The sequence below is a fragment of the Streptomyces acidiscabies genome, from assembly GCF_020010905.1.
Taxonomy (GTDB): domain Bacteria; phylum Actinomycetota; class Actinomycetes; order Streptomycetales; family Streptomycetaceae; genus Streptomyces; species Streptomyces acidiscabies.
Genome location: NZ_JAGJBY010000001.1, coordinates 5,010,053 through 5,035,219 on the forward strand (window position 1 = coordinate 5,010,053; position 25,167 = coordinate 5,035,219).

At 72.9% G+C, this 25,167-nt stretch carries 3 protein-coding genes; all 3 read left to right on the plus strand.

Features of this window, described 5'->3' with window-relative positions; translation table 11 throughout:
* Nucleotides 1-62: 62 nt before the first annotated feature.
* The 3 genes from J8M50_RS23005 to J8M50_RS23015 are packed head-to-tail and all read left to right on the plus strand — an operon-like array spanning nt 63 to nt 25,129.
* A complete protein-coding gene (locus J8M50_RS23005; protein WP_010356048.1) occupies nt 63-7,718 on the plus strand; it encodes a type I polyketide synthase in 7,656 nt (2,551 codons plus the stop codon).
* 4 nt (nt 7,719-7,722) lie between these two features.
* The gene (locus J8M50_RS23010) at nt 7,723-13,896 is read left to right on the plus strand and encodes a type I polyketide synthase (protein ID WP_010356045.1); all 6,174 of its coding nucleotides are present in this window, start codon (nt 7,723-7,725) and stop codon (nt 13,894-13,896) included.
* Nucleotides 13,897-13,927: 31 nt separating this feature from the next.
* On the plus strand, nt 13,928-25,129 hold the full coding sequence (locus J8M50_RS23015) for a type I polyketide synthase (protein WP_010356044.1): 11,202 nt from the start codon (nt 13,928-13,930) through the stop codon (nt 25,127-25,129).
* Nucleotides 25,130-25,167 lie beyond the last annotated feature (38 nt).

Sequence of the window (25,167 nt, forward strand, 5' to 3'; positions counted from 1 at the left end):
GAACACCCGCCCAGGATGAGCCGCGTACCGGTAGTGATCTCCGATTTCGGACCGGGAGCGCCATGGACGTCAAACGGCAGCCGGTCGTCCCCCCGACGGCCACGGCTGATACGAGGACCACGGTCCCCGAACCGATCGCCGTCGTCGGCATGGCCTGCCGCCTGCCCGGCGCACCCGACCCCGCCTCCTGGTGGGCCCTCCTGTGCGAGGGCCGCGACGCGGTCACCGACACACCCCCCGAACAGCGCCGCACCGACTCGGCGCTGGAGGGCCCCGGCGGCTACCTGGACCGCATCGACACCTTCGACGCGGCCTTCTTCCACATCGCCCCCGCCGAGGCGACGGCGACGGACCCCCAGCAACGCCTGCTCCTCGAACTCGGCTGGGAGGCCCTGGAGGACGCCGGCATCCGCCCGCCCACCCTGGCCCGCAGCCGCACCGGCGTGTTCGTCAGCGCCCTGTGGGACGACTACTCCCGCGTCCCCGGCCAGCCCCTCACCCGCCACACCATGACCGGCGTCCACCGCAGCGCCCTCGCCAACCGCCTCTCCTACACCTACGACCTGACCGGCCCGAGCCTCACGGTCGACACCGCCCAGTCCTCCTCCCTCGTCGCCGTCCACCTCGCCTGCGAGAGCCTGAGGCACGGCGACTGCACGCTCGCCCTCGCGGGCGGCGCCAGCCTCATCTGCTCCCCGCACACCACCCGGCTCGCCGACGCCCGCTTCGGCGGTCTCTCCGCCCACGGCCGCTGCCGCACCTTCGACGCGGACGCCGACGGGTTCGTCCGCGGCGAGGGCGGCGGCCTCGTCGTCCTCAAGACCCTCACGGCCGCCCTGCGCGACGGCGACCCCATCTACTGCCTGATCCGGGGCTCGGCCGTCAACAGCGACGGCGCCACCGACGGCCTCACCCGCCCCAGCGAACAGGCCCAGCGCGACGTCGTACGGCTCGCCTGCGCGAACGCCGGGATACGGCCGCACGAGGTGCAGTACGTCGAACTCCACGGCACCGGCACCCCCGTGGGCGACCCCATCGAGGCCGCCGCGCTCGGCGCCGCCCTCGGTCAGGACGAGGCCCGCACCGAACCGCTGGCCGTCGGCTCCGCGAAGACGAACGTCGGCCACCTCGAAGCCGCCGCCGGAATCGTCGGCCTCCTCAAGACGGCGCTCAGCATCCACCACCGCGAACTCGCCCCGAGCCTCCACTTCACCGCCGCCGCGCTCCCGCTGGCCGACCTCGGCCTCACCGTCCGTACCGAACACGGCAGTTGGCCGTGCCCGGAACGCGCACCGATCGCCGGAGTCTCGTCCTTCGGGATGGGCGGCACCAACGCCCACCTGATCCTGGATGCCGCACCGCCCCCTCCGGCGGTCGGCCCCAACTCCTGGACCGGGCCGGTGACTTGGACAGTCAGCGCCCACACCGCTCCCGCCCTCCAGGCCCAAGCCGCCCGCCTGCGAGGCCACTTGACCGAACCGGACGCCGTCCGGGTGAGCCGCGCCCTGTCCACCACCCGAACCGCCCTCGCCCACCGCGCGGTCCTCCTCGGCCAGGACACCGGGGAACTCCTCGACGCCCTCGACGTGCTCGCGAAGGGCGGCCAGAGCGCGTCCGTCGTACGGGGCGAGGTGGACCCCGAGGGCGAGCGGGCGTTCCTCTTCAGCGGCCAGGGCGCTCAACGCCCCGGCATGGGCCGCGAGTTGTACGCCGCCTTCCCCGTCTTCGCCGACGCCCTCGACACGGCGTGCGCGGCGCTCGACGCCCACCTCGACCGGCCGCTGCGGGACATCGTCCTCGGTGACGACCGCGAGCCGCTCGACCGTACCGGCTACACCCAGCCCGCCCTCTTCGCCGTCGAGACGAGCCTGTACCGCCTCGCCGAGTCCTTCGGACTGACCGCCCACTGCCTGCTGGGCCACTCGGTGGGGGAGATCGCCGCCGCGCACGTCGCCGGAGTCCTCTCCCTGGACGACGCGAGCGCCCTGGTGGCCGCGCGCGGACGGCTCATGCAGGGGGTGACGGCGACGGGCGCGATGGCCGCGTGGCAGGCGAGCGCCCAGGAGGCGCGGGAGATGCTCGCCGGGCACGAAGAGCGGGTCGCTGTGGCCGCCGTCAACGGGCCGACGGCCGTGGTGATTTCCGGGGACCGCGAGACCGTGGAGGCGCTGACGGCCGGGTGGCGGGAACGGGGGCGGAAAGTCAGCCGGCTGAAGGTCAGCCACGCGTTCCACTCGCCGCACATGGACGCCGTGCTCGACGAACTGCGCGCCGTCGCCGCCGGGTTGACCTTCCGGGAGCCGGTCGTGCCCATCGTCTCCGGCGTGACCGGTGAGCTGATCGGGGACGGGCTCGCCGATCCGGAGTACTGGGCCCGGCATGCGCGCGAGCCTGTGCAGTTCCTGGCGGGGGTGCGGGGGATGTGTGCGCGGGGAGTGACCACGTTTCTCGAACTCGGGCCGGACGCACAACTGACGGCGATGGCGCGGGAGTGCTTCCCGGAGGGGGTGCGGCGGCGGCCTGTGGTGGTGCCGGTGGGGCGGCGGGGGAGGGATGAGGTCAGCACGTTCATTGCAGCGCTCGCGCAGGCGTATGTGCGGGGTGGGGAGGTCGACTTCGCTCAAGGCTGCGGTGCTGAAGGGCGGGGTGCTGAAGGGCGAGGCGGTCAAGGGCGGGGTGCTCAAGGGCGGGGCGCCCGGGTGGAGTTGCCCACCTACGCCTTCCAGCGGGAGCGGTACTGGCCGGGGGCGGTGCCGCAAGAGCCCCCGCAGGACGCGGTGCCTCCGCAAGGCGCGGTGCCTCCGAAGGCGCCGGTACTGGAGAGGCCCGACGCCCTCGCGCTCGTCCGCGAACACGTCGCGGCCGTACTCGGCGCCACCCCCGCCGCCGTCCACCCCACCCACACCTTCAAACAACTGGGCTTCGACTCGGCCGCCGCCGCCGAACTCGGCGAACGCCTGCGCACCGCGACCGGCCTCGGCCTCACCGCCACCCTCACCTTCGACCACCCCACCCCGGACGCCGTCGCCGGCCACCTGACCGGTCTGCTCACCGGCACACCCCCCGACCCCGCACCCACCCCGGTCCCCGTGGCGCCGGACGACGACCCGATCGCCGTCGTCGCCATGAGCTGCCGCTACCCCGGCGGCGCCGACTCCCCCGAAGCGCTCTGGCGGCTGCTCGCCGACGGCACCGACGCGATCGGCGACTTCCCCACCGACCGGGGCTGGAACCTGGAACACCTCTTCCACCCCGACCCCGACCGGCCCGGCACCAGCCACACCCGCCACGGCGGATTCCTCTACGACGCGGCCGGCTTCGACGCCGAGTTCTTCGGCATCAGCCCCCGCGAGGCGCTCGCCGTCGACCCGCAGCAACGGCTGCTCCTGGAGTGCGCCTGGGAGGCGTTCGAGCGGGCGGGCCTCGACCCCCGTTCCCTCAAAGGCAGTTCCACCGGCGTGTTCATCGGCATGACCGGCCAGGACTACGGCCCCCGCCTGCACGAACCCGCCCCGGCCACCGACGGCTACCTCCTGACCGGCAGCACCCCGAGCGTCGCCTCGGGCCGCCTCGCGTTCACCTTCGGCCTCGAAGGACCGGCGCTGACCGTCGACACCGCCTGCTCGTCGTCCCTGGTCACCCTCCACCTCGCCGCCCAGGCCCTGCGGCGCGGCGAGTGCCGGCTCGCCCTCGCCGGGGGAGCCACCGTCCTCGCCACCCCGGGCATGTTCACCGAGTTCTCCCGCCAGCGCGGTCTGGCCCCCGACGGCCGCTGCAAACCGTTCGCTGCGGCGGCCGACGGCACGGGGTGGGCCGAGGGCGTCGGGCTCGTCCTCCTGGAACGCCTCTCCGAGGCGAGGCGTTCCGGCCACCGCGTCCTGGCCGTCGTCCGCGGCTCGGCCGTCAACCAGGACGGCGCCAGCAACGGACTCACCGCCCCCAACGGCCCCGCGCAGCAACGCGTCATCCGCGCCGCCCTCACCGACGCCCGGCTCACGGCCGCCGACATCGACGCCGTGGAGGCCCACGGCACCGGCACCACCCTCGGCGACCCGATCGAGGCCCAGGCCCTCATCGCGACGTACGGCCAGGACCGGACCGAACCGCTGTGGCTCGGCTCGCTGAAGTCGAACATCGGACACACCCAGGCGGCGGCGGGCATCGCCGGAGTGATCAAGACGGTCATGGCACTGAGGCACGAACATCTCCCCGCCACCCTCCACGTCGACGAGCCGAGCCGGCACGTGGACTGGTCGGCGGGAGCGGTACGGCTGCTCACCGAGGCCGTGCCGTGGACCCGGGGCGCGCGGGTGCGCAGGGCGGGGGTGTCGTCGTTCGGGATCTCGGGGACCAACGCGCACGTCGTCCTGGAGGAGGCACCGCCCTCCGCCGAGACACCCCCCGCCGAGGAGCTGGAGGTCGCGCCCTGGGCCGTCTCCGCGCGCAGCGCGCCGGCCCTGGCCGAACAGGTGCGCCGACTGGGCGAGTTGACCGATGCCTCCCCCACAGAGGTGGGCCGGGCACTCGCCACGACCCGCACCGTGTTCGAGCACCGGGCCGTCCTGCTCGGACACGAGACCGTGTCCGCCGTGGCCGCCGACATCGGCCCCGGACCGGTGCTGGTGTTCCCGGGCCAAGGCTCCCAGTGGGCCGGAATGGGAGCCCGGCTCCTCGACACGTCACCGGTGTTCGCCGCCCGCGTCGCCGCGTGCGAGACCGCGCTCTCGCCGTACGTCGACTGGTCGCTCACCGGCGTACTGCGCGGCGACGGCCAGGAGTTGACGAGGGTCGACGTCGTACAGCCGGTGCTGTGGGCGGTGATGGTCTCCCTCGCCGCCGTGTGGGCCGAGTACGGCGTCCGGCCCGCCGCCGTCGTCGGCCACTCGCAAGGGGAGATCGCCGCCGCCTGCGTCGCCGGAGCGCTCACGCTGGAGGACGGCGCGAAGGTCGTGGCCCTGCGCAGCCGCGCGCTGCGCAAGCTCGCCGGGTCCGGCGCGATGGCCTCGCTCGGGGTGGGGCGGGCGGAGGCCGCCGAACTCGTCGGCCCGTACGAAGGGGTGGGGGTCGCCGCCGTCAACGGGCCGTCGTCCACGGTGATCTCGGGACCGCCCGCCGAGGTCGCGGCCGTCGTCGCCGACACGGAGGCGCGAGGGCTGCGCGGGCGGCTCATCGACGTGGACTACGCCTCGCACAGTCCTCAGGTCGACGCCATCGCGGACGAACTCGCCGGAGTCCTGGCGGGAGTTGCACCCTCGTCGGCCCCGGTGGCGTTCTACTCCGCCGTGACGGGGACCCGGATCGACACCGCGAGCCTCGACGCCGGGTACTGGGTCACCAACCTGCGGCGGCCGGTGCGGTTCGCCGATGCCGTGAGCGCTCTGCTGGGCGCCGGACACCGGGTGTTCATCGAGGCCAGCAGCCATCCCGTGCTCGTCCCGGCGCTGGCGGAGTCCTTCGAGGAGGCCGATACGGACGCCGTCGCCGTACCGACGCTGCGCCGTCACGACGACGGGCCGTACCGGGTGGCGCAGTCGCTGGCGCACGCGTTCGTCGCCGGGTGCGACGTGCGGTGGGAGAAGTGGTTCCCGGCCGGAGCGGGGCTGCCCATGGTGGAGCTGCCCACCTACCCCTTCCAGCGGTGCCGGTACTGGCTGGACGCCCCGAGCGGGGTCACGGACACGTCCGGGCACGCGGTGCTGGGGACGGCCGTCGAACTCGCCGACGGGGACGGGTGGTTGCTCACCGGGCGGATCAGCCGGGACGGCCAGCCCTGGCTCGCCCAGCACACGCTCCTCGGCAACACCGTCGTGCCCGCGTCGGCCGTCGTCGAGTGGGCGTTGCGGGCCGCCGACGAGGCGGGGTACGCGGGGGTCGACGACCTGACGTTCACGGTGCCGCTGGTGCTGCCCGACAGCGGCGGGCTCCAGGTGCAGATCGTGGCCGGGAAGGGCGAACTGCGCGTCCACGCCCGCCCCGACGGCACGGCGGCCTGGACCTGCCATGCCGAGGGACAGCTCGCGTCGGAGGCCGGTGCGGAGACCGCGATCGGGGACGAGGCGTGGCCGCCGCCGGGGGCCGAACCCGTCGAGCTGAGCGGGTTCTACGAGCGGGACGACGTGCGATACGGGCCCGTGTTCAGGGGGTTGCGCTCGCTCTGGCGCAGGGGCGGGGAGCTGTACGCCGAGGCCGTGCTGCCCGAGGAGGCGCGCGGCACCGACGGTTACGGCATCCATCCGGCCCTGCTCGATGCCGCGCTCCACCCTGCGACCCTCGGCACGGACCCGCCCGGAGCCGGTGCGGTGTGGCTGCCGTTCACCTTCGACGGGGTACGGCTGCGGGCCACGGGCGCGTCCACCGTACGCGTCCGCCTCACCCCGCTCGGCGGGGAGAAGACCTGGCGGGTCGTGGTCAGCGACCCGGCGGGGGAGGAGGTGCTGACGTGCGAGAGCCTTGTCCTTGTCGCGGCCGAGGCAGGGCAGTTGAGGGCCGGACCGGCGCTGTACGCGCTGCGGTGGACGCCGGTGGAGACGGCCCTCGATGCCGGGGAGACCGTACCGCCCGTCGTACAAGAGGCCGTCGGTCTGTCCGACGCGGTCGCCGACGACGAACCCCAACTCGCCCTGCGCGACGGCACCGTACTGATCCCCCGCCTCACCCCCGTACCCGCGCCCACCGAACCACCGCGCCTCGACCCGGACGGCACCCTCCTGCTCGCGGGCCCGGACACGGACCTCCTCACCGCGATCGGCGACCACTTCACCCGCACCGGACAGGTCGCCCGGACGCTGCTCCTCCCCGAGAACGGCATCCCGCCCCTGGACGACCTCCAGCTCACCGCGGTCGTCTACGCCTCCGGCACCCACCCGGACGCCGGAACCGTGGCGACCCTGGACACCGCGACCGCCCACCTCCCCCTCGCCCTGTTCGCCGTCCTGCGCCCCGACCGGGACGGCTACGGCATCCCACGCTCGGCGGCCGACGCAGCCTGCGAGGCGGTGGCACTGCGCCGGGGACTGGCCCTGACGTACGACACACCCGACCACGTACCCGAACTGCTCGACACCGCACGGGCGTACGGCGGCTCGCTCCTGGTCGCGACCCACGGCACCCCGCCCGCTTATCTGCGCACGTCGACCCGCCCGCAACCCCCCGCCCGCCGCACCGCCGCCACCGACAAGCCCCCCACGGACTGGTCCACCCGGCTCGCCCCCCTCTCCGCCGCCGAACAACTCCGTGCCCTGGTGGACGCCGTACGCACCCACGCGGCAGCGGTCCTCGGACGCGACGACCCCGAAACCCTGCGCGGCGACGCCACGTTCAAACAGCTCGGCCTCGACTCGATGACGGCGGTCGAACTCCGCAACCGGCTCGCCGCGGACACCGGACTGCGCCTGCCCACGGCGCTCGTCTACCGCCACCCGACCCCGACGGCCGTCGCCACCCACCTCCGGAACCGCCTGACGGGGGCACCACCACCGCGCGCCGCCGACACGGTTCTGGCCGACCTGACCCGGCTGGAGAACTCCTTGGCCGACAACGGCCATCACGACACGCACGAGATCACCGCCCGCCTGGAGGCACTCCTCACCCGCAGGCGGAGCGCGAACAGCACGGAGTCCGCGCACCGGCTCAAGGCCGCGTCAGCCGACCAGCTCCTCGACTTCATCGACAACGAACTCGGTGTCAGGCACGAGACCCCCACTCCGAAGGCCGGGTGACTCCATGGCGAGCGAAGAGCAACTGGTCGAGTACCTGCGCCGAGTGACGACCGAACTCCAGGACACACGGCAGCAGTTGACGGACCATCAGGAAAGGGATCGGGAACCGATCGCGATCGTCGGCATGGCCTGCCGCTTCCCGGGCGGCGTCTGCTCGCCGGAGGAACTCTGGGACCTCGTCGCCGCCGGAAAGGACGCCATCGAGGACTTCCCCACCGACCGGGGCTGGGACCTGGACACCCTCTACCACCCCGACCCCGCGCACTACGGCACGAGCTACGTACGCCACGGCGGCTTCGTCGACCACGCCACCGACTTCGACGCCGAGTTCTTCGGCATCAGCCCCCGCGAGGCCCTGGCGATGGACCCCCAGCAGCGCCTGATGCTGGAGACCTCGTGGGAGCTGTTCGAACGCGCCGGCATCGATCCCCACACCCTCAAGGGAAGCCGCACGGGCGTCTACGCCGGGGTCTCCAGTGAGGACTACATGTCCCAACTGGCCCGCATCCCCGAAGGGTTCGAGGGACACGCCACCACGGGAAGCCTCACCAGCGTCATCTCCGGGCGGGTCGCCTACACCTACGGACTCGAAGGTCCCGCGATCACCGTCGACACCGCCTGCTCCGCCTCCCTCGTCGCCGTCCACCTCGCCGGGCAGGCCCTGCGGCGACGCGAATGCGAACTCGCGGTCGCGGGCGGCGTCCTCGTCCTGTCGAGCCCGCTCATGTTCACCGAGTTCTCCCGGCAGCGGGGGCTGGCGCCCGACGGACGCTGCAAGCCGTTCGCCGCCGCCGCCGACGGGACCGGGTTCTCCGAGGGGGTCGGTCTGATCCTTCTCGAACGACTCTCCGACGCCCGGCGCAACGGGCACAACGTCCTTGCCGTGATCCGGGGTTCGGCCGTGAACCAGGACGGCGCCTCGAACGGGCTCAGCGCGCCCAACGACGCGGCCCAGGAGCGGGTCATCCGCGCCGCGCTGGCCGACGCGCGGCTGACCGCCGACGAGGTCGACGCGGTCGAGGCGCATGGGACGGGGACGCGGTTGGGGGATCCGATCGAGGCGCAGGCGTTGATCGCGGCGTACGGGGGTGGTGGGCGGGAACGGCCGCTTCTGGTGGGGTCGTTGAAGTCGAACATCGGGCATACGCATGCGACTGCTGGGGTTGCCGGGGTCATCAAGAGTGTGATGGCTCTGCGGCATGGGGTGTTGCCTGCGACGTTGAATGTGGAGGAGTTGAGTCCGCATGTTGAGTGGGGGGCGGTGGAGGTTGTTACCGAGCCTCGGGGGTGGCCGGAGAGTGGGCGGGTTCGGAGGGTGGGGGTGTCTTCCTTTGGGATTTCGGGGACTAATGCGCATCTGATTCTTGAGGAGGTGCCGGGAGGTGAGGAGGGGGCTTCTGTTGAGGAGCCTGAGGTTGTGCCGTGGGTGGTGTCGGCGCGGAGTTCGGGGGCGTTGGAGGAACAGGTGCGGCGGGTGGGGGAGTTGGAGGCTTCGGCGGTGGAGGTGGGGTGGTCGTTGGTTGCGACGCGGTCGGTGTTCGAGCACCGTGCGGTGGTCGTGGGTGGGGACGTGGTGTCGGGTGTGGCCGGGGACATTGGGCCCGGGCCGGTGCTGGTGTTTCCGGGGCAGGGGTCGCAGTGGGTGGGGATGGGGGCGCAACTCCTGGATGAATCACCGGTGTTCGCGGCGCGGATCGCGGAGTGTGAGCAGGCTCTTGCGCCTCATGTGGGGTGGTCGTTGGCTGAAGTGCTGCGGGGTGGCAGGGAGTTGGACCGTGTCGACGTCGTGCAGCCGGTGCTGTGGGCGGTGATGGTTTCTCTCGCCGCCGTCTGGGAGGGTTACGGCGTCCGTCCTGCCGCAGTGATTGGGCATTCACAGGGTGAGATAGCAGCGGCCTGTGTTGCGGGGGTGCTGTCGCTCCAGGACGCGGCGAGGATCGTGGCCGTTCGTAGTGATGCGCTCCGGCAGTTGCAGGGCCGGGGTGACATGGCCTCCCTCGGCGTCGGTACCGACCAGGCGGCCGAACTGATCGGCGACAGGCCGGGCGTGTCCGTCGCCGTCGTCAACAGCGCCTCCTCGACGGTGATTTCGGGGCCGCCCGGCGACATAGCGGCGGTGGTGTCCGAGGCTGAGGCGCGCGGACTGAGGGCACGCCTCATCGACGTCGGCTACGCCTCTCACAATGCTCAAATAGACGAACTCCGCGAGGAGTTGACCCGACGGCTCTCCGACGTCCACCCGAGTGCGGTGTCCGACGTCGCGTTCTACTCGACCGTCACCGCAGGCCGTATCGACACAACTGCCCTCGACACCGAGTACTGGGTGACCAACCTCCGTGAGCAGGTCCGCTTCGCCGAGACGCTGGAGGCTCTCCAGGCCGACGGCTACCGCCTGTTCATCGAGGCCAGCCCCCACCCGGTCCTGGTTCTCCCGATGGAGGAGACCATCGAGGCCGGGATCGTCGTCCCCACCCTGCGCCGCGATCAAGGGGGTACGAAACAACTCACCCTCGCCGCAGCCCAGGCCTTCACCGCAGGCGCCGACATCAACTGGCACCACTGGTTCCCCACCCCGCCCCACCCCATCGACCTCCCCACCTACCCCTTCCAACGCCACCGCTACTGGCTCCCCGACACCGCCCCCCGAGGCACCCACGCCACCAGCTCCGGACACCCCCACCTCTCCACCGCCGTCACCCTCGCCGACGGAGGCGTGGTCCTGGACGGCCGGGCCGACGGGCTGAAGGGGCACGTCGTCGCCGGGACCCCCCTCGTGCCGGGTGCCGCGTTCGTGGAGTGGGTGTTGCGGGCCGCCGACGAGGCAGGGTGCGCGGCGGTGGAGGAGCTGACGATGCAGGCGCCGCTGGTGCTGGCGGAGGCCGGGGTGCGGGTGCAGGTCGTCGTGGGGGCGGCGGGGGAGCGGGGGCGGCGGGACGTGCACGTGTACGCGCGCCCGGAGCAGGGAGACGTCTGGGTGTGTCACGCCGTCGGGGAGGTGGGGGGTGAGGCGGTCGCCCCTCCGGCGCGGGACGCCGGGCAGTGGCCACCGGCAGGTGCGGAGGCCGTGGACCTGAGCGGGTTCTACGAGCGCGTCGCGGACGCCGGGTACGCGTACGGTCCCGCCTTCCAGGGGCTGCGCGGGGTGTGGCGGGTCGGCGAGGATCTCGTCGCGGAGGTGGAACTGCCCCGACCGGCCGGTCCGGCGGCAGGGTTCGGCATTCATCCGGCGCTGCTGGACGCCGCCCTGCATCCGCTGCTCGCCGGGTGGGACCGGGACGGGGTGCTGCTGCCGTTCGTCTGGAGCGGTGTGTCCCTGTGGGCTTCGGAAGCGACCGCCGTACGCGTACGCATCGTCCACCTGCGCGAGGACGCCGTACGGGTGACGGTGACCGATCCTGCGGGTGGGCCGGTGCTGGACGTGGCGGAGTTGCGGTTGCGGCCGACCGGCGCCGAGCAGGTCCGGGCTGCCGTCGGGGCGGACGGGCTCTACGAACTGCGCTGGTATCCGCTGCCGGTGACGGCCGTGGACGATCGACTCACCTGGGCCGCGCTGGAGGAGCTGACGCAGGACGCCTCCCCGCCCGACCTGGTCCTGACCACCGTCGACACGGGCGGCGCCGACGAACTCGCCGTCACCGAGGGCGTGTTGTCGACCGTCCAGGAGTTCCTGGCCGCCCCTGGGCTGGAGCGGTCGCGGCTCGTGGTCGTGACGCGGGGTGCTGAGGGCGATCTCGCGGGTGCCGCTGTGTGGGGGCTCGTGCGCAGTGCGCAGTCTGAGCATCCGGGGCGGTTCGTGCTCGTCGACACGGAGGGGGAGGAGGCTGCCGTCGTCGTGGACGCCGTGCGGCGGGCCCTCGCGGTGGACGAGTCTCAAGTGGCCCTGCGAGCAGGGCGGTTGGTGATGCCCCGGTGGGCGCGGGCCGGGGTGTCGGACGAGGTGGCCGGGCCTTCCGGTGCGCGTGTCTGGCGGGTGGTGAGCGGGGCGGCCGGGACCTTCGACGCGGTGTCGGCGGTGGCCTGCGAGGAAGAGGCGCTCGCTGCGGGGCAGGTGCGGATCGGCGTGCATGCGGCGGGCGTCAACTTCCGTGACGTGCTGATCGCGTTGGGCATGTATCCGGACCCGGACGCCGTCATGGGGACCGAGGTTGCCGGGGTGGTGGCGGAGGTCGGGCCCGGGGTGACGTGGCCGGTGGTGGGGGAGCGGGTCATGGGGATGGTCGAGGGCGGGTTCGGGCCGTGGGCCGTCGCCGACGCGCGGATGGTGGCTCCCGTTCCGGACGGGTGGGACATGCGGCAGGCCGCCGGGGCTCCCGCAGCGTTCCTCACGGCCTGGTACGGGCTGGTCGAAGTGGCCGAACTCCGCGCCGGTGAGCGGGTGTTGATCCATGCCGCGACGGGCGGGGTGGGGATGGCCGCCGTCCGGGTGGCGCGGCGGCTCGGCGCCGAGGTGTTCGCGACCGCCGGCCCCGGCAAGCACGCCGTGCTGGAGGAGCTGGGGATCGACGAGGCGCACCGTGCCTCCTCGCGGGACCTCGCCTTCGCCGAGAAGTTCGGGCGCGTGGACGTCGTACTCAACAGCCTCACCGGCGAGTTCATCGACGCCTCTCTCCAACTCCTGGGCGCGGGCGGGCGGTTCGTCGAGCTGGGGAAGACCGATGTCAGGGAGCCGGACGGGGTCGCGTACACGGCGGTCGACCTGGTCGCCGACGCGGGGCCCGGGAAGCTCGGGGAGATGCTGGGGCGGCTCGGCGAGGTGTTCGCCTCCGGGGCGCTGCCCGTGCGGGCCTGGCCGTTGGGGCGGGTACGGGACGCCCTGCGGTTCATGAGCCGGGCCGAGCACACCGGGAAACTGGTGCTCGACGTACCGGCACCGGTCGATCCCGGGGGGACCGTCCTCATCACCGGCGGCACCGGGACCCTCGGCGGCGCCGTGGCCGAACACCTGGTGCGTACGGGGGAGACGGCCCGGCTCCTGCTGGTCGGCCGACGCGGCAGGGCGGACGAACTCGTGGCCCGGCTACGGGACTTGGGCGCCCACGTCGACGTTGTCGCCGCCGACGTGAGCGAACCCGGCGCCGTGGCCTCGCTGATCGCTGGCATCGACCCGGCCCACCCGCTGACCGGCGTCGTCCACGCCGCCGGAGTCCTCGACAACGCCCTCGTCGATGCCCAGGACCCCGACCGGCTCGCCCGGGTGTGGGCCGTCAAAGCCGGTGCCGCGCGCCAACTCCACGAGGCGACCCGTGCGAAGAGGCTGGGAATGTTCGTGATGTTCTCCTCCTTCGCCGCCACGCTGGGCACCCCCGGCCAGGCCAACTACGCGGCGGCCAACGCCTATTGCGACGCGCTGGCGGTGTCGCGCCGGGCCCAGGGGCTCGCGGGGCTCTCGGTCGCGTGGGGCCTGTGGGAGGCCACCAGCGGACTGACCGGGACCCTGTCCGCCGCCGACCGGGCCCGTATCGACCGGTACGGGATCAAACCGACCGGCGCGGCCCGGGGATGCGCGCTGCTGGACGCGGCGCGGCGGCACGGACGCCCCGATCTCCTCGCCCTCGACCTGGACGTCCGCACCCCGGACGCCGGTCAAGTGCCCACCGTGCTGCGGGGGTTGACGGCGCCCGCCGCACGGCCCGTCGCCGCCTCGGCCGGCGCGGTGGCGGACTGGCCGGTCAGGCTCGCCGCACTGACCGGCGAGGAACGCGTGGACCTGATGACCGGGCTGGTGCGCGCGCACGCGGCCGGAGTGCTCGGGCACGCCGACGCGGACGCGGTACGGGTGGACACGCAGTTCAAGGAGCTGGGGTTCGACTCGCTGACGGCCGTCGAGCTGCGCAACCGGCTCGCCGCCGCGACCGGGCTCAAGCTGCCCGCCGCCCTGGTGTTCGACCATCCCCGGCCCCGCGCGCTCGCCGCCCACCTGGCCGAACGGCTCGTCCCCGACGCCGAGCCCGCACCGGCGGGGGACGCGACGGCGCAGGTGCTGCGCGAGGTCGCCCGCGTCGAACACGGCCTGTCCGCAGCCGTCGTACAGAGCCTGGACCGGGCGGCGGTCGCCGCGCGGCTGGAGGCGCTGCTCGCCAAGGTCCTGGACACCGGCGACGGTGACGGCGTCGACCGGCTGGAGACGGCCACGGCGCAGCAGGTACTGGACTTCATCGACAACGAACTCGGGGTGTGAGCCGGGTGCCCACCGAACACGGGGAGTGCGCATGGTGAGCGAGGAGAAACTCGTCGACTACCTCAAACGCGTCTCCGCCGACCTGCACACCACACGGCAGCGGCTGCGCGAGGCGGAGGAACGCGCCCAGGAACCCATCGCCGTCGTCGAGATGGCCTGCCGCTACCCCGGCGGGATCCGCACCCCCGAAGCGCTCTGGGACCTGGTCGCCACCGGCCGCCACGCGCTCGGCCCGTTCCCCGAGAACCGGGGCTGGGACCTCGCGGCCCTCTTCCACCCCGACCCCGACCACCCCGGCACCACGTACGCCCGCGAAGGCGGATTCGTCCACGACGCCGACCTGTTCGACCCCGAGTTCTTCGGCATCAGCCCCCGCGAGGCACAGGCCCTCGACCCCCAGCAGCGCCTGCTCCTGGAGTGCGCGTGGGAGGCGCTGGAACGCGCCGGCCTCGATCCGAGGTCCCTGCATGGCAGCCGCACCGGCGTGTACGCGGGTGCCGCCCTGCCCGGCTTCGGGACCCCGCACCTCGACGCCGAGGCCGAGGGACACCTCGTCACCGGCAGCGCGCCCAGCGTCCTGTCCGGCCGCCTCGCCTACACCTTCGGCTTCGAGGGCCCGGCCGTCACCATCGACACGGCCTGCTCCTCCTCGCTCGTCGCCGTCCACCTCGCGGCCCACGCCCTGCGGCAGCGCGAGTGCGACCTCGCGCTCGCGGGCGGGGTCACGGTGATGACCACGCCGTACGTGTTCACCGAGTTCTCCCGCCAGCGCGGCCTAGCCGCCGACGGGCGCTGCAAGCCGTTCGCGGACGCCGCCGACGGCACCGCGTTCTCCGAGGGCGCCGGCCTGCTCGTACTGGAGCGGCTCACCGACGCCCGCCGGGCCGGACACCCGATCCTCGCGGTGATCCGGGGTTCAGCCGTCAACCAGGACGGCGCAAGCAATGGGCTCACCGCGCCCAACGGCCTCGCCCAGCAGCGCGTGATCCGCGCAGCGCTGGCCGGGGCTCGCCTCTCACCCGCCGAGATCGACGCGGTCGAGGCACACGGCACCGGCACCCGCCTCGGCGACCCCATCGAGGCGGACGCCCTGCTCGCCACGTACGGACAGGAACGCCACGACGAGAAACCGCTGTGGCTCGGGTCGGTCAAGTCCAACCTGGGACACACCCAGGGCGCCGCCGGGGCCGCTGGACTCATCAAGATGGTCCTCGGACTGCGGCACGAGACCCTCCCGGCGACCCTGCACGTGAACTCCCCGACCGCACAAGCCGATTGGGCGTCGGGAGACGTACGGCTGCTCACCGAGGCGGTGCCCTGGCCGCGCGGGGAGCGCACCCGGCGGGCCGGGGTGTCGTCGTTCGGGATCTCCGGGACCAACGCGCACGTGATCCTGGAGGAGGCACCGCCAGAAGAACCAGCGGACGAACCGGTACGGCGAGACCCCGGGGGGCGCCCGGACCTGCCATGGCTGCTGTCCGCCCGCACCGTCCCCGCCCTGCGCGCCCACGCCGGAGCACTCGCCCCGCACCTGGACGACCCCACGGCGGCAGTCGCCGCCACCCTGTCCCACCGCACCCTCTTCGAACACCGCGCCGTGGTGCTCGGCACCGACCGCGAGGAACGCGCACAAGCCCTCGCCGCCCTCGCCGAAGGCCGTCCGCACCCGGCCCTCGTACGCCCCCCGGGCGCGGCCCGCACTGGCACCACCGCGTTCCTCTTCACCGGCCAGGGCAGCCAACGCCCCGGCATGGGACAGGAGTTGTACGCCGCCTTCCCCGCCTTCGCCGAAGCCCTGGACGACGTCTGCGCCCACCTGGACCCGGCCCTGAAGCGCACCCTGTTCGCCCCGCCCGACAGCGCCGAAGCCGCCGCACTGAACGAGACCGGCACCACCCAGACAGCCCTGTTCGCCCTCGAAACGGCCCTCTACCGGCTCGTCACCTCCTTCGGCGTCACCCCCAGCCACCTCACCGGACACTCGGTGGGCGAGATCGCCGCCGCCCACGCGGCCGGAGTCCTCGACCTGCCGGACGCCTGCACCCTCGTCGCCGCACGCGGACGCCTCATGCAGGCCCTGCCACCGGGCGGCGCCATGCTCGCCGTCCAGGCCACCGAGACCGACGTACTCCCCCTCCTCACGGACCGCCTCGCGCTCGCGGCGGTCAACGGACCCACCTCCGTGGTGATCTCCGGCGACGCCACCCAAGCGGCCACGCTGGAACACACCCTGCGCGCACGCGGACTGCGCACCAAACGCCTCAACGTGAGCCACGCCTTCCACTCACCGCTCCTCGACCCCATGCTGGACGAATTCCGCGCCGTCGTCCGCGAGTTGACCTTCCACCCGCCGACCCTCCCCATCGTCTCCAACCTCACCGGAGCCCTCGCCGACGCGCAGACGCTGGCCGACCCCGAGTACTGGGTACGGCACGTCCGCCGGCCGGTGCGGTTCTTCGACGGGGTGCGCGCGCTCGACGCCCAGAAAGTGGTCCGGTACCTGGAGCTGGGGCCGGACCCGGTCCTGACCACGATGGTGCGGGACTGCCTGCCGTCCACCGAACCCGTCGTGACCACCGCCCTGCGCACCGGACACGACGAGACACGCACCCTGCTCAGCGCCCTGGCCACCCTCCACACCGACGGCCAGCCCGTCGACTTCACCCCCCTCGTCCCGCCCGGCACCGACCACCCCCACCTGCCCACCTACCCCTTCCAGCGCCGCCGCTACTGGCGCTCGGCCCCCCACACCCCCACCAGCGCCGTCGACCTGGACGACACCGGCCACCCGCTCCTGCCGGTCGCGGTCCAACAAGCCGACGGCGGACTCCTGTTCGCCGGACGCCTCTCCCCACGCACACACCCCTGGCTCGCGGACCACACCATCGGCGGCGCCGTCCCGTTCCCCGGCACCGCCTTCCTCGAACTCGCCCTGTCCGCAGCCCGGTTCACCCAGTGCGACACCATCGACGACCTCACCCTCGAAACCCCGCTGCTCCTCGACGACAACGGCACCGTCAGCCTCCAACTCACCCTCGCCGCACCGGACTCCACCGGCCGCCGCACCCTGGCCGTCCACGCCCGCACCGACGACGAGTGGCACCGCCACGCCACCGGAACCCTCACGGCGAGCACCGACACCCACCCGCCGACCCCCACGACCTGGCCACCCACCGACGCCACCCCCGTCGACGTCGACGCCCTGTACACCCGCCTCGACGAACAGGGCTACGCCTACGGCCCCGCCTTCCGAGCCGTCCGAGCCGCCTGGCGACACGGCGACGACCTGTACGCCGACGTCCACCTCACCGAGCCAGCCGACGGGTTCACCCTCCACCCCGTCCTGCTCGACGCCGCGCTGCACGCCGTGGACACCCTCTACCCGCACGACGACCGGCAGGTCCGCCTGCCGTTCTCCTTCACCGGCGTCCGCCAGTACACGACCGGCGCGACCACGCTCCGCGCCCACCTCACCGCCCTGGCCGACGACCGGCTCCGCCTCGACCTCACCGACACCGACGGCGCCCCGGTCGCCACCATCGACACACTCCGCCTGCGCCGGATCGCCACCGGCCACTGGCGTACGAGCATTCCCCTGCACCACCTGGAGTGGCAGCAACTCCCCTTCTCCTTCTCCGGCGAGGCATCGGAGGCCGAGAGCGACTTCGTGTTCGCCGCCTTCCCCGCCGGGGACGACCCGGCGCAGGCGCGGACCCACGCCCACCAAGCCCTGCGCCTGGTGTCCGACTGGCTCGCCACCGACACCGAGGCGCGACTCGTCGTCGTCACCGAGGGCGCGGTGACCGCCCGCCCGGACGACCCGCCGCCCGACCTGGCCACCGCCCCCCTGTGGGGCCTGGTCCGCGCCGCGCAGGCCGAACAGCCCGGCCGTATCCTGCTGCTGGACACGGACCAGGACCCCGCATCGCGTGCGGCACAGTCCGCCGCACTCGCCGCCGCCACGGCCCGCAACGAGACACAGCTCGCCCTGCGCGACGGAACGGCCCTGGTGCCACGACTCGCCGCCGTCGGTCAATCCGAGGCGACCGCACCGGAGTTGGACCCCGAGCGCGCCGTCCTGATCACCGGCGGCACCGGAGGGCTCGGGCAGACGGTCGCCCGCCATCTCGCCGCCGCGCACGGAGCCCGCCACCTGCTCCTCGCCGGCCGCCGGGGTCCTGACGCGGAAGGCGTCGCCGAACTCCGCGACGACCTCGCGGAGTTGGGCGTCGAGGTGGAGGCGGTGGCCTGCGACGTCACCGACCCCGAAGCGCTCGCCGAACTCGTCGGCTCCCGCGCGCTGACCGCCGTCGTCCACCTGGCCGGGATCGTCGACGACAGCCTCGTCACGGCGATGACCCCGGACCAACTCGACGCCGTCCTCACCCCGAAGGCCGACGCGGCCTGGCAACTCCACCGCCTCACCCAGGACATGGACCTCGCGGCGTTCGTGCTGTTCTCCTCCGCCGGATCCGTCCTCGGGGCCGCAGGACAGGCCAACTACGCCACCGCCAACGCGTTCCTCGACGCCCTCGCCGAACACCGCCGCGCCGAGGGCCTCGCCGCGACCTCCATCGCGTGGGGGCTGTGGGAGTCCGCAGCCGGCGGGATGGCCGCACGGCTCGACGACACCGACCGCGCGCGCATCCGCCGTACGGGTGTCGCCGCGCTGACCGACGAGCAGGCGCTCGGACTCTTCGACGCGGCACTGACCGCCGCCCGGCCCGCCGTGCTCGCCTCCCGGTTCGACCGGGCGGTCCTGCGCGACGACATGATGTCGCCCGTCCTGCGCGGCCTCGTCCGCACACCCCGCCCGGCCCCGGTGACCCGCGAGGAGGAGACCACCTGGGCCGCACACGTGGCCGCGCTGCCGGACACCGACCGGGAACGCGCGCTGACCGAACTGGTCCGTGAACAGGTCGCGATCGTGCTCGCGCACCCCACGCCCGGCGCCATCGAACTGGACCGCGCCTTCCACGAGTTGGGCTTCGACTCGCTGACCTCGCTGGAACTGCGCAACCGGCTGTCCACCGCGACCGGCATCCGGCTCCCCGCGACCCTCGTCTTCGACCACCCCACCGCCAAGGCACTGGTGAACCACCTGCGCGCCCAACTCCCGGGTGCGGGTGCGGGTGCGGCAAAGGCGATCGAGGCCACGACCGTACGGGCGGCCACGGACGACGACCCCATCGCGATCGTCGGCATGGCCTGCCGCTACCCCGGCGGGGTCACCTCCCCCGAGGACCTCTGGCGCCTGGTGCGCGACGGGGGTGACGCCATCGGGCCCTTCCCCGAGAACCGGGGCTGGAACACCGCCGAACTCTTCGACCCCGACCCCGACCAGGTCGGCCACAGCTACACCCGGGAGGGCGGATTCCTCTATGACGCGGGCGAGTTCGACGCCGAGTTCTTCGGCATCAGCCCCCGCGAGGCGCTGGCGATGGACCCTCAGCAACGGCTCCTCCTGGAGACCGCCTGGCACGCCTTCGAGGACGCCGGGATCGACCCGGCGACCCTGCGCGGAACGTCGTGCGGGGTGATCACCGGGATCATGTACGACGACTACGGCTCACGGTTCCTCGCGCGCAAACCCGAGGGGTTCGAGGGGCGGATCATGACCGGGAGCACACCGAGTGTGGCCTCCGGACGGGTTGCCTACACCTTCGGGCTCGAAGGGCCCGCGATCACCGTCGACACCGCCTGCTCGTCGTCGTCGGTCGCGATCCACCTGGCGGCACAGGCACTTCGGCAGGGGGAGTGCGAGCTGGCGCTCGCGGGGGGCGTGACCGTGATGGCCACGCCGAACACGTTCGTGGAGTTCTCCCGGCAGCGGGGGCTGGCGCCCGACGGTCGGTGCAAGCCGTTCTCGGCCGCCGCCGACGGCACCGGCTGGGGCGAGGGGGCCGGATTGGTCGTCCTGGAGCGGCTCTCCGACGCGCGGCGTCGCGGACACAAGGTGCTGGCGCTGCTGCGGGGGTCCGCCGTGAACCAGGACGGCGCCTCGAACGGGCTCACCGCACCCAACGGGCCGTCGCAGGAGCGGGTGATCCGGGCGGCGCTCGCCGGGGCGGGGCAGCGGGCGGCGGATGTGGACGCGGTGGAGGCGCACGGTACGGGGACCGTCCTCGGCGATCCCATCGAGGCGGGGGCGTTGCTTGCCGTCTATGGGCAGGGGCGGGCTGTGGAGCGGCCGTTGTGGCTCGGGTCGGTGAAGTCGAACATCGGGCACACGCAGGCGGCGGCGGGGGTGGCCGGGGTGATCAAGATGGTGATGGCGCTGCGGCATGAGGTGCTTCCCGTCAGCCTCCATGCCGAGGTGCCTTCGGGGCATGTGGAGTGGGACGGGGGTGGGGTGCGGTTGCTTTCCGAGGCGGTGGGGTGGCCTCGGGGGGAGCGGGTTCGGCGGGCCGGGGTGTCGTCGTTCGGGATTTCGGGGACTAATGCGCATCTGATTCTTGAGGAGGCGCCGGGGGGTGAGGAGGGGGCTTCTGTTGAGGAGCCTGAGGTGGTGCCGTGGGTGGTGTCGGCGCGGAGTTCGGGGGCGTTGGAGGAACAGGTGCGGCGGGTGCGGGAGTTGGAGGCTTCGGCGGTCGAGGTGGGGTGGTCGCTGGTTGCGACGCGGTCGGTGTTCGAGCACCGGGCCGTGATTGTGGATGGAGACGTGGTGTCGGGGGTGGCCGGGGACATTGGGCCCGGGCCGGTGCTGGTGTTCCCGGGTCAGGGGTCGCAGTGGGTGGGGATGGGGGCCCAACTCCTCGACGAGTCGCCGGTGTTCGCAGATCGGATCGCGGAGTGCGAGCAGGCCCTTGCGCCTCATGTGGACTGGTCGCTGACTGAAGTGCTGCGGGGCGGCAGGGAGTTGGACCGTGTTGATGTGGTTCAGCCGGTGTTGTGGGCGGTGATGGTTTCCCTCGCCGCCATCTGGGAGGGTTATGGCGTTGTGCCCGCCGCAGTGATTGGGCATTCACAGGGTGAGATAGCAGCAGCCTGCGTTGCGGGAGCACTGTCGCTCCAGGACGCGGCGCGGATCGTCGCCGTCCGCAGTGACGCACTCCGGCAGCTCCAGGGCCGGGGAGACATGGCCTCGATCGGCACCGGCCCGGACGAGGTGCGTGCGCTGATCGGCGATCATCGGCCCGGCGTGTCCGTCGCCGTCGTCAACAGCGCCTCCTCCACAGTGATTTCAGGGCCGCCCGCCGAGGTGGCTGCGGTGGTGTCCGAGGCTGAGGCGCGCGGACTGAGGGCACGCCTCATCGACGTGGGCTACGCCTCTCATAATGCTCAAATAGACGAACTCCGCGAGGAGTTGACCCGACGGCTCTCCGACGTCCGGCCGAGTGCGGTGTCCGACGTCGCCTTCTACTCGACCGTCACCGCTGGCCGCATCGACACAACTGCCCTCGACACCGAGTACTGGGTCACCAACCTCCGTGAACAAGTCCGTTTCGCCGAGACCATCGCAGCTCTCCAGGCCGACGGCTACCGCCTGTTCATCGAGGCCAGTCCCCACCCCGTCCTCGTCCTCCCCATGGAGGAGACCATCGACACCGGGACCGTCGTCCCGACCCTCCGCCGCGACCACGGGGGTACGAAACAACTCACCCTCGCCGCAGCCCAGGCCTTCACCGCAGGCGCCGACATCAACTGGCACCGCTGGTTCCCCACCCCGCCCCACACCATCGACCTCCCCACCTACCCCTTCCAACACCACCACTACTGGCTAGCACCCCCCACCACCCCCACCGACGCCACCGACCTGGGCATGACCCCCCTCGACCACCCCCACCTCACCGCCACCACCGAACTCCCCGCCTCCGACGCCTACTTGCTCACCGGCCGCCTCACCCACGAAACCTCCCCCTGGCTGGCCGAACACGTCGTCGCCGCGACCCCCCTGGTCCCCGGCTCCGCTCTGATCGAGTGGCTGCTCAGGGCCGCCGACGAAGCGGGCTGCCCCACCCTGGACGAGGTCACGCTGACGGCACCACTCCCGTTCCCCGATTCGGGAACCACCCAGCTCCAGATAACCGTGGGCGCGGCGGACGACGAGGGCCGACGCGAGGTCCGTGTGTACGCGCGACGCGACACCGCGTGGGTGTGCCATGCCACCGGCGTGGCGAGCCCCGAACCCCCTGTACCGGCCGCCGAGTTGGCCCCCGAATGGCCCCCTGTCGACGCCGACCCCGTCGACGTCGAGGACTTCTACCCGCGCGCCGCGCAGACCGGCTACACCTACGGCCCGGCCTTCCAGGGCTTGCGAAAGCTGTGGCGACACGGCCCCGACCTGTTCGCGGAGATCACCCTCCCCGAACAGGCGGGCCCCCACGACGGTTTCGGCATCCACCCCGCCCTGCTGGACGCCGCCCTGCACCCCTTGATGCTCCTCGACCCACCCGGAAACGGCCGCCTGTGGCTCCCGTTCGCCTGGACCGGCGTGACCCTGAGCGCGACCGGCGCGACCAGCGTCCGCGTACGACTGACCCCTCGCGGCGAGACCGTCGGAGTCACCATCACCGACAGCACCGGCGCCCCCGTCCTCACCACGGACGCGCTGACCCTGCGCGCGGTCGCCCCCGGCCAGTTGGCGGCCGGCGTCGAGGGGCTCTATGCCGTCGAGTGGACCCCGCTCACGGCACCGCACGACGAGGGCGAGGAGACCCTCGTGTTGGCCGTGGACGGTGAGGAACTGCCGTCCGTGGCAAAGGTGTTGGCCGAAGTGCAGGAGTTCCTCGACTCCTCCGAGGAGTCCCGTCTGACGGTCGTGACCCGGGGCGCGGTGGCCGTCGACGGCGGCGACGTGGACCCTTCGGCAGCCGCCGTATGGGGCCTGGTCCGCAGCGCCCAGACAGAGCACCCGGGCCGTCTCGCCCTGCTGGACACGGACGGCGGCGAACTGCCCCGGCTGCCCGGCGGTGAACCCCAACTCGCCTTGAGGGACGGCGCGTTGTACGTCCCCAGGCTGACGCCCGTGACACCTCCCGACGACCTCCTCCCGCCGCCCGACACCTCCGCCTGGCGCCTCACCACCACAGGCCCCGCCACCTTGGACGCCCTGGCGATGACCGAGGCCCCGGAAGCCCTCGCCCCGCTGGCTCCCGGGCAGGTGCGGATCTCCGTACAGGCAGCCGGCGTGAACTTCCGTGACGTGCTCATCGCCTTGGGCATGTACCCCGACGAGGGCACGTTCGGCGGGAGCGAGGGCGCCGGCCGGGTGACGGAGGTCGGGCCCGGTGTCGCGCATCTGAAGGCCGGCGACCGGGTGATGGGCCTGTTCGAGGGCGCGTTCGGGACCCTGGTGGTCGCGGATGCCCGGATGATCGTCCCGGTTCCGGAGGGGATGAGCCTGCGGGAGGCCGCCGCCGTACCCGTCGTGTTCCTGACGGCCTGGTACGGACTCGTGGAGCTGGGCGGGCTGGGTGCGGGGGAGTCGTTGCTCGTGCACGCCGGGACCGGTGGGGTCGGGATGGCCGCCGTGCAGATCGCCCGGCATCTGGGCGCCGAGGTGTACGCGACCGCGAGCCCCGCCAAACACGCCGTGCTGGCGGAGTTGGGGATCGACGAGGCGCACCGGGCCTCCTCGCGGGATCTTGGGTTCGCGGAGAAGTTCCGGGGGCGCGTGGACCTCGTGCTCAACAGCCTGGCCGGGGAGTTCACCGACGCGTCCCTGCGACTGCTCGCCGGGCGCGGGCGGATGGTGGACATGGGGAAGACCGACAAGCGGGATGCCGGGCGCGTCGCCGCCGAGTACGGGGGAGTCCCGTACCGGGCCTTCGATCTCGTGCCCGATGCCGGGCCCGTGCGGATCGGGGAGATGCTGGCGGAACTGGGGGAGTTGTTCGCCTCCGGTGCGCTGACTCCCCTGCCCGTACGGTCCTGGCCTGTGGGGCGGGCCCGTGAGGCGTTCCGGTTCATGAGCCAGGCGCAGCACACCGGGAAGCTGGTGCTCGACATCCCTCCCGCCCTCGACCCGGACGGCACGGTCCTGATCACCGGCGGAACAGGCGTACTGGGTACGGCCGTTGCCGAACACCTCGTACGGGAGTGGGGTGTGCGGCGATTGGTGCTGGCGAGTCGGAGCGGGGGTGGCGAGGGTGTCGTGGAGGGGCTGGACGCCGATGTGTCGTTCGCGGCCGTGGATGTCACCGATGCGGATGCCGTGGCCGAACTTGTCGCGTGCATTGAGGGGTTGACCGGCGTCGTTCATGCCGCCGGTGTCCTGGACGATGCCGTCGTGACTGCTCAGACGCCGGAGAGTCTGGCGAAGGTGTGGGCCGTCAAGGCGGCCGGCGCGCGTCATCTCCACGAGGCGACACGGGACTTGGGGCTCGACCTGTTCGTGGTGTTCTCCTCGGCCGCCGCCACCCTCGGCAGTCCCGGTCAGGCCAACTACGCTGCGGCCAACGCCTATTGCGACGCCCTGATGCAACACCGCCGGGCCGAAGGGCTCCCCGGCCTCTCCATCGGCTGGGGGCTGTGGCGGACCGCCAGCGGCATGACCGGTCACCTGAACGACACCGACCTCGCCCGCATGAAACGCACCGGCTTCACCCCGCTCACCACCGAACACGGCCTGGCCCTCCTCGACGCCGCCCGCGCGCAGGAGCGACCGCACGTCATCGCCGTCGACCTCGACGTACGCGCCGTCGCCGCACCGCCGCCCCCTCTCCTGCGCGCCCTCGCCACGAAGGCCGTCACCGCCAGGCGCACCGCCGCGACGGGCACCGCCGCCGTGGACGGGTTCGCCGACCGGCTCGCCGCCCTGCCGCCCGCCGGACGGCACCGGCTGCTCCTGGACCTCGTCCGGTCCCACGCCGCCGGGGTGCTCGGGCACGCCGACCACGACGCGATCCGCCCGGACACGTCGTTCAAGGAACTGGGCTTCGACTCGCTGACCGCCGTGGAACTGCGCAACCGGCTCGCGGCGGCCACCGGACTCAAGCTGCCCGCCGCACTCGTCTTCGACCACCCGGAGTCGTCCGCCCTCGCCGGACACCTCCTGGAACGGCTCGACGGCACCCCGGCTCCCCCCAAGGACCCCGTGGGACCGCTGCTCGGCGAACTCGGCCGGATCGAGTCCTCCCTGACCACGCTCGCCCTCGACGACGAGGCGCGCGGCCGGATCACCCGACGCCTCACCACCCTGCTGACGAAGCTGAACGGCGCACCGGATCTCGAAGCGCTCGACACGGTCTCCGACGACGAGATGTTCGAGCTGATCGACCGGGAGCTGTGAACCCCGCGCGCCCCGACCACCCACACGCCGATGGAGAA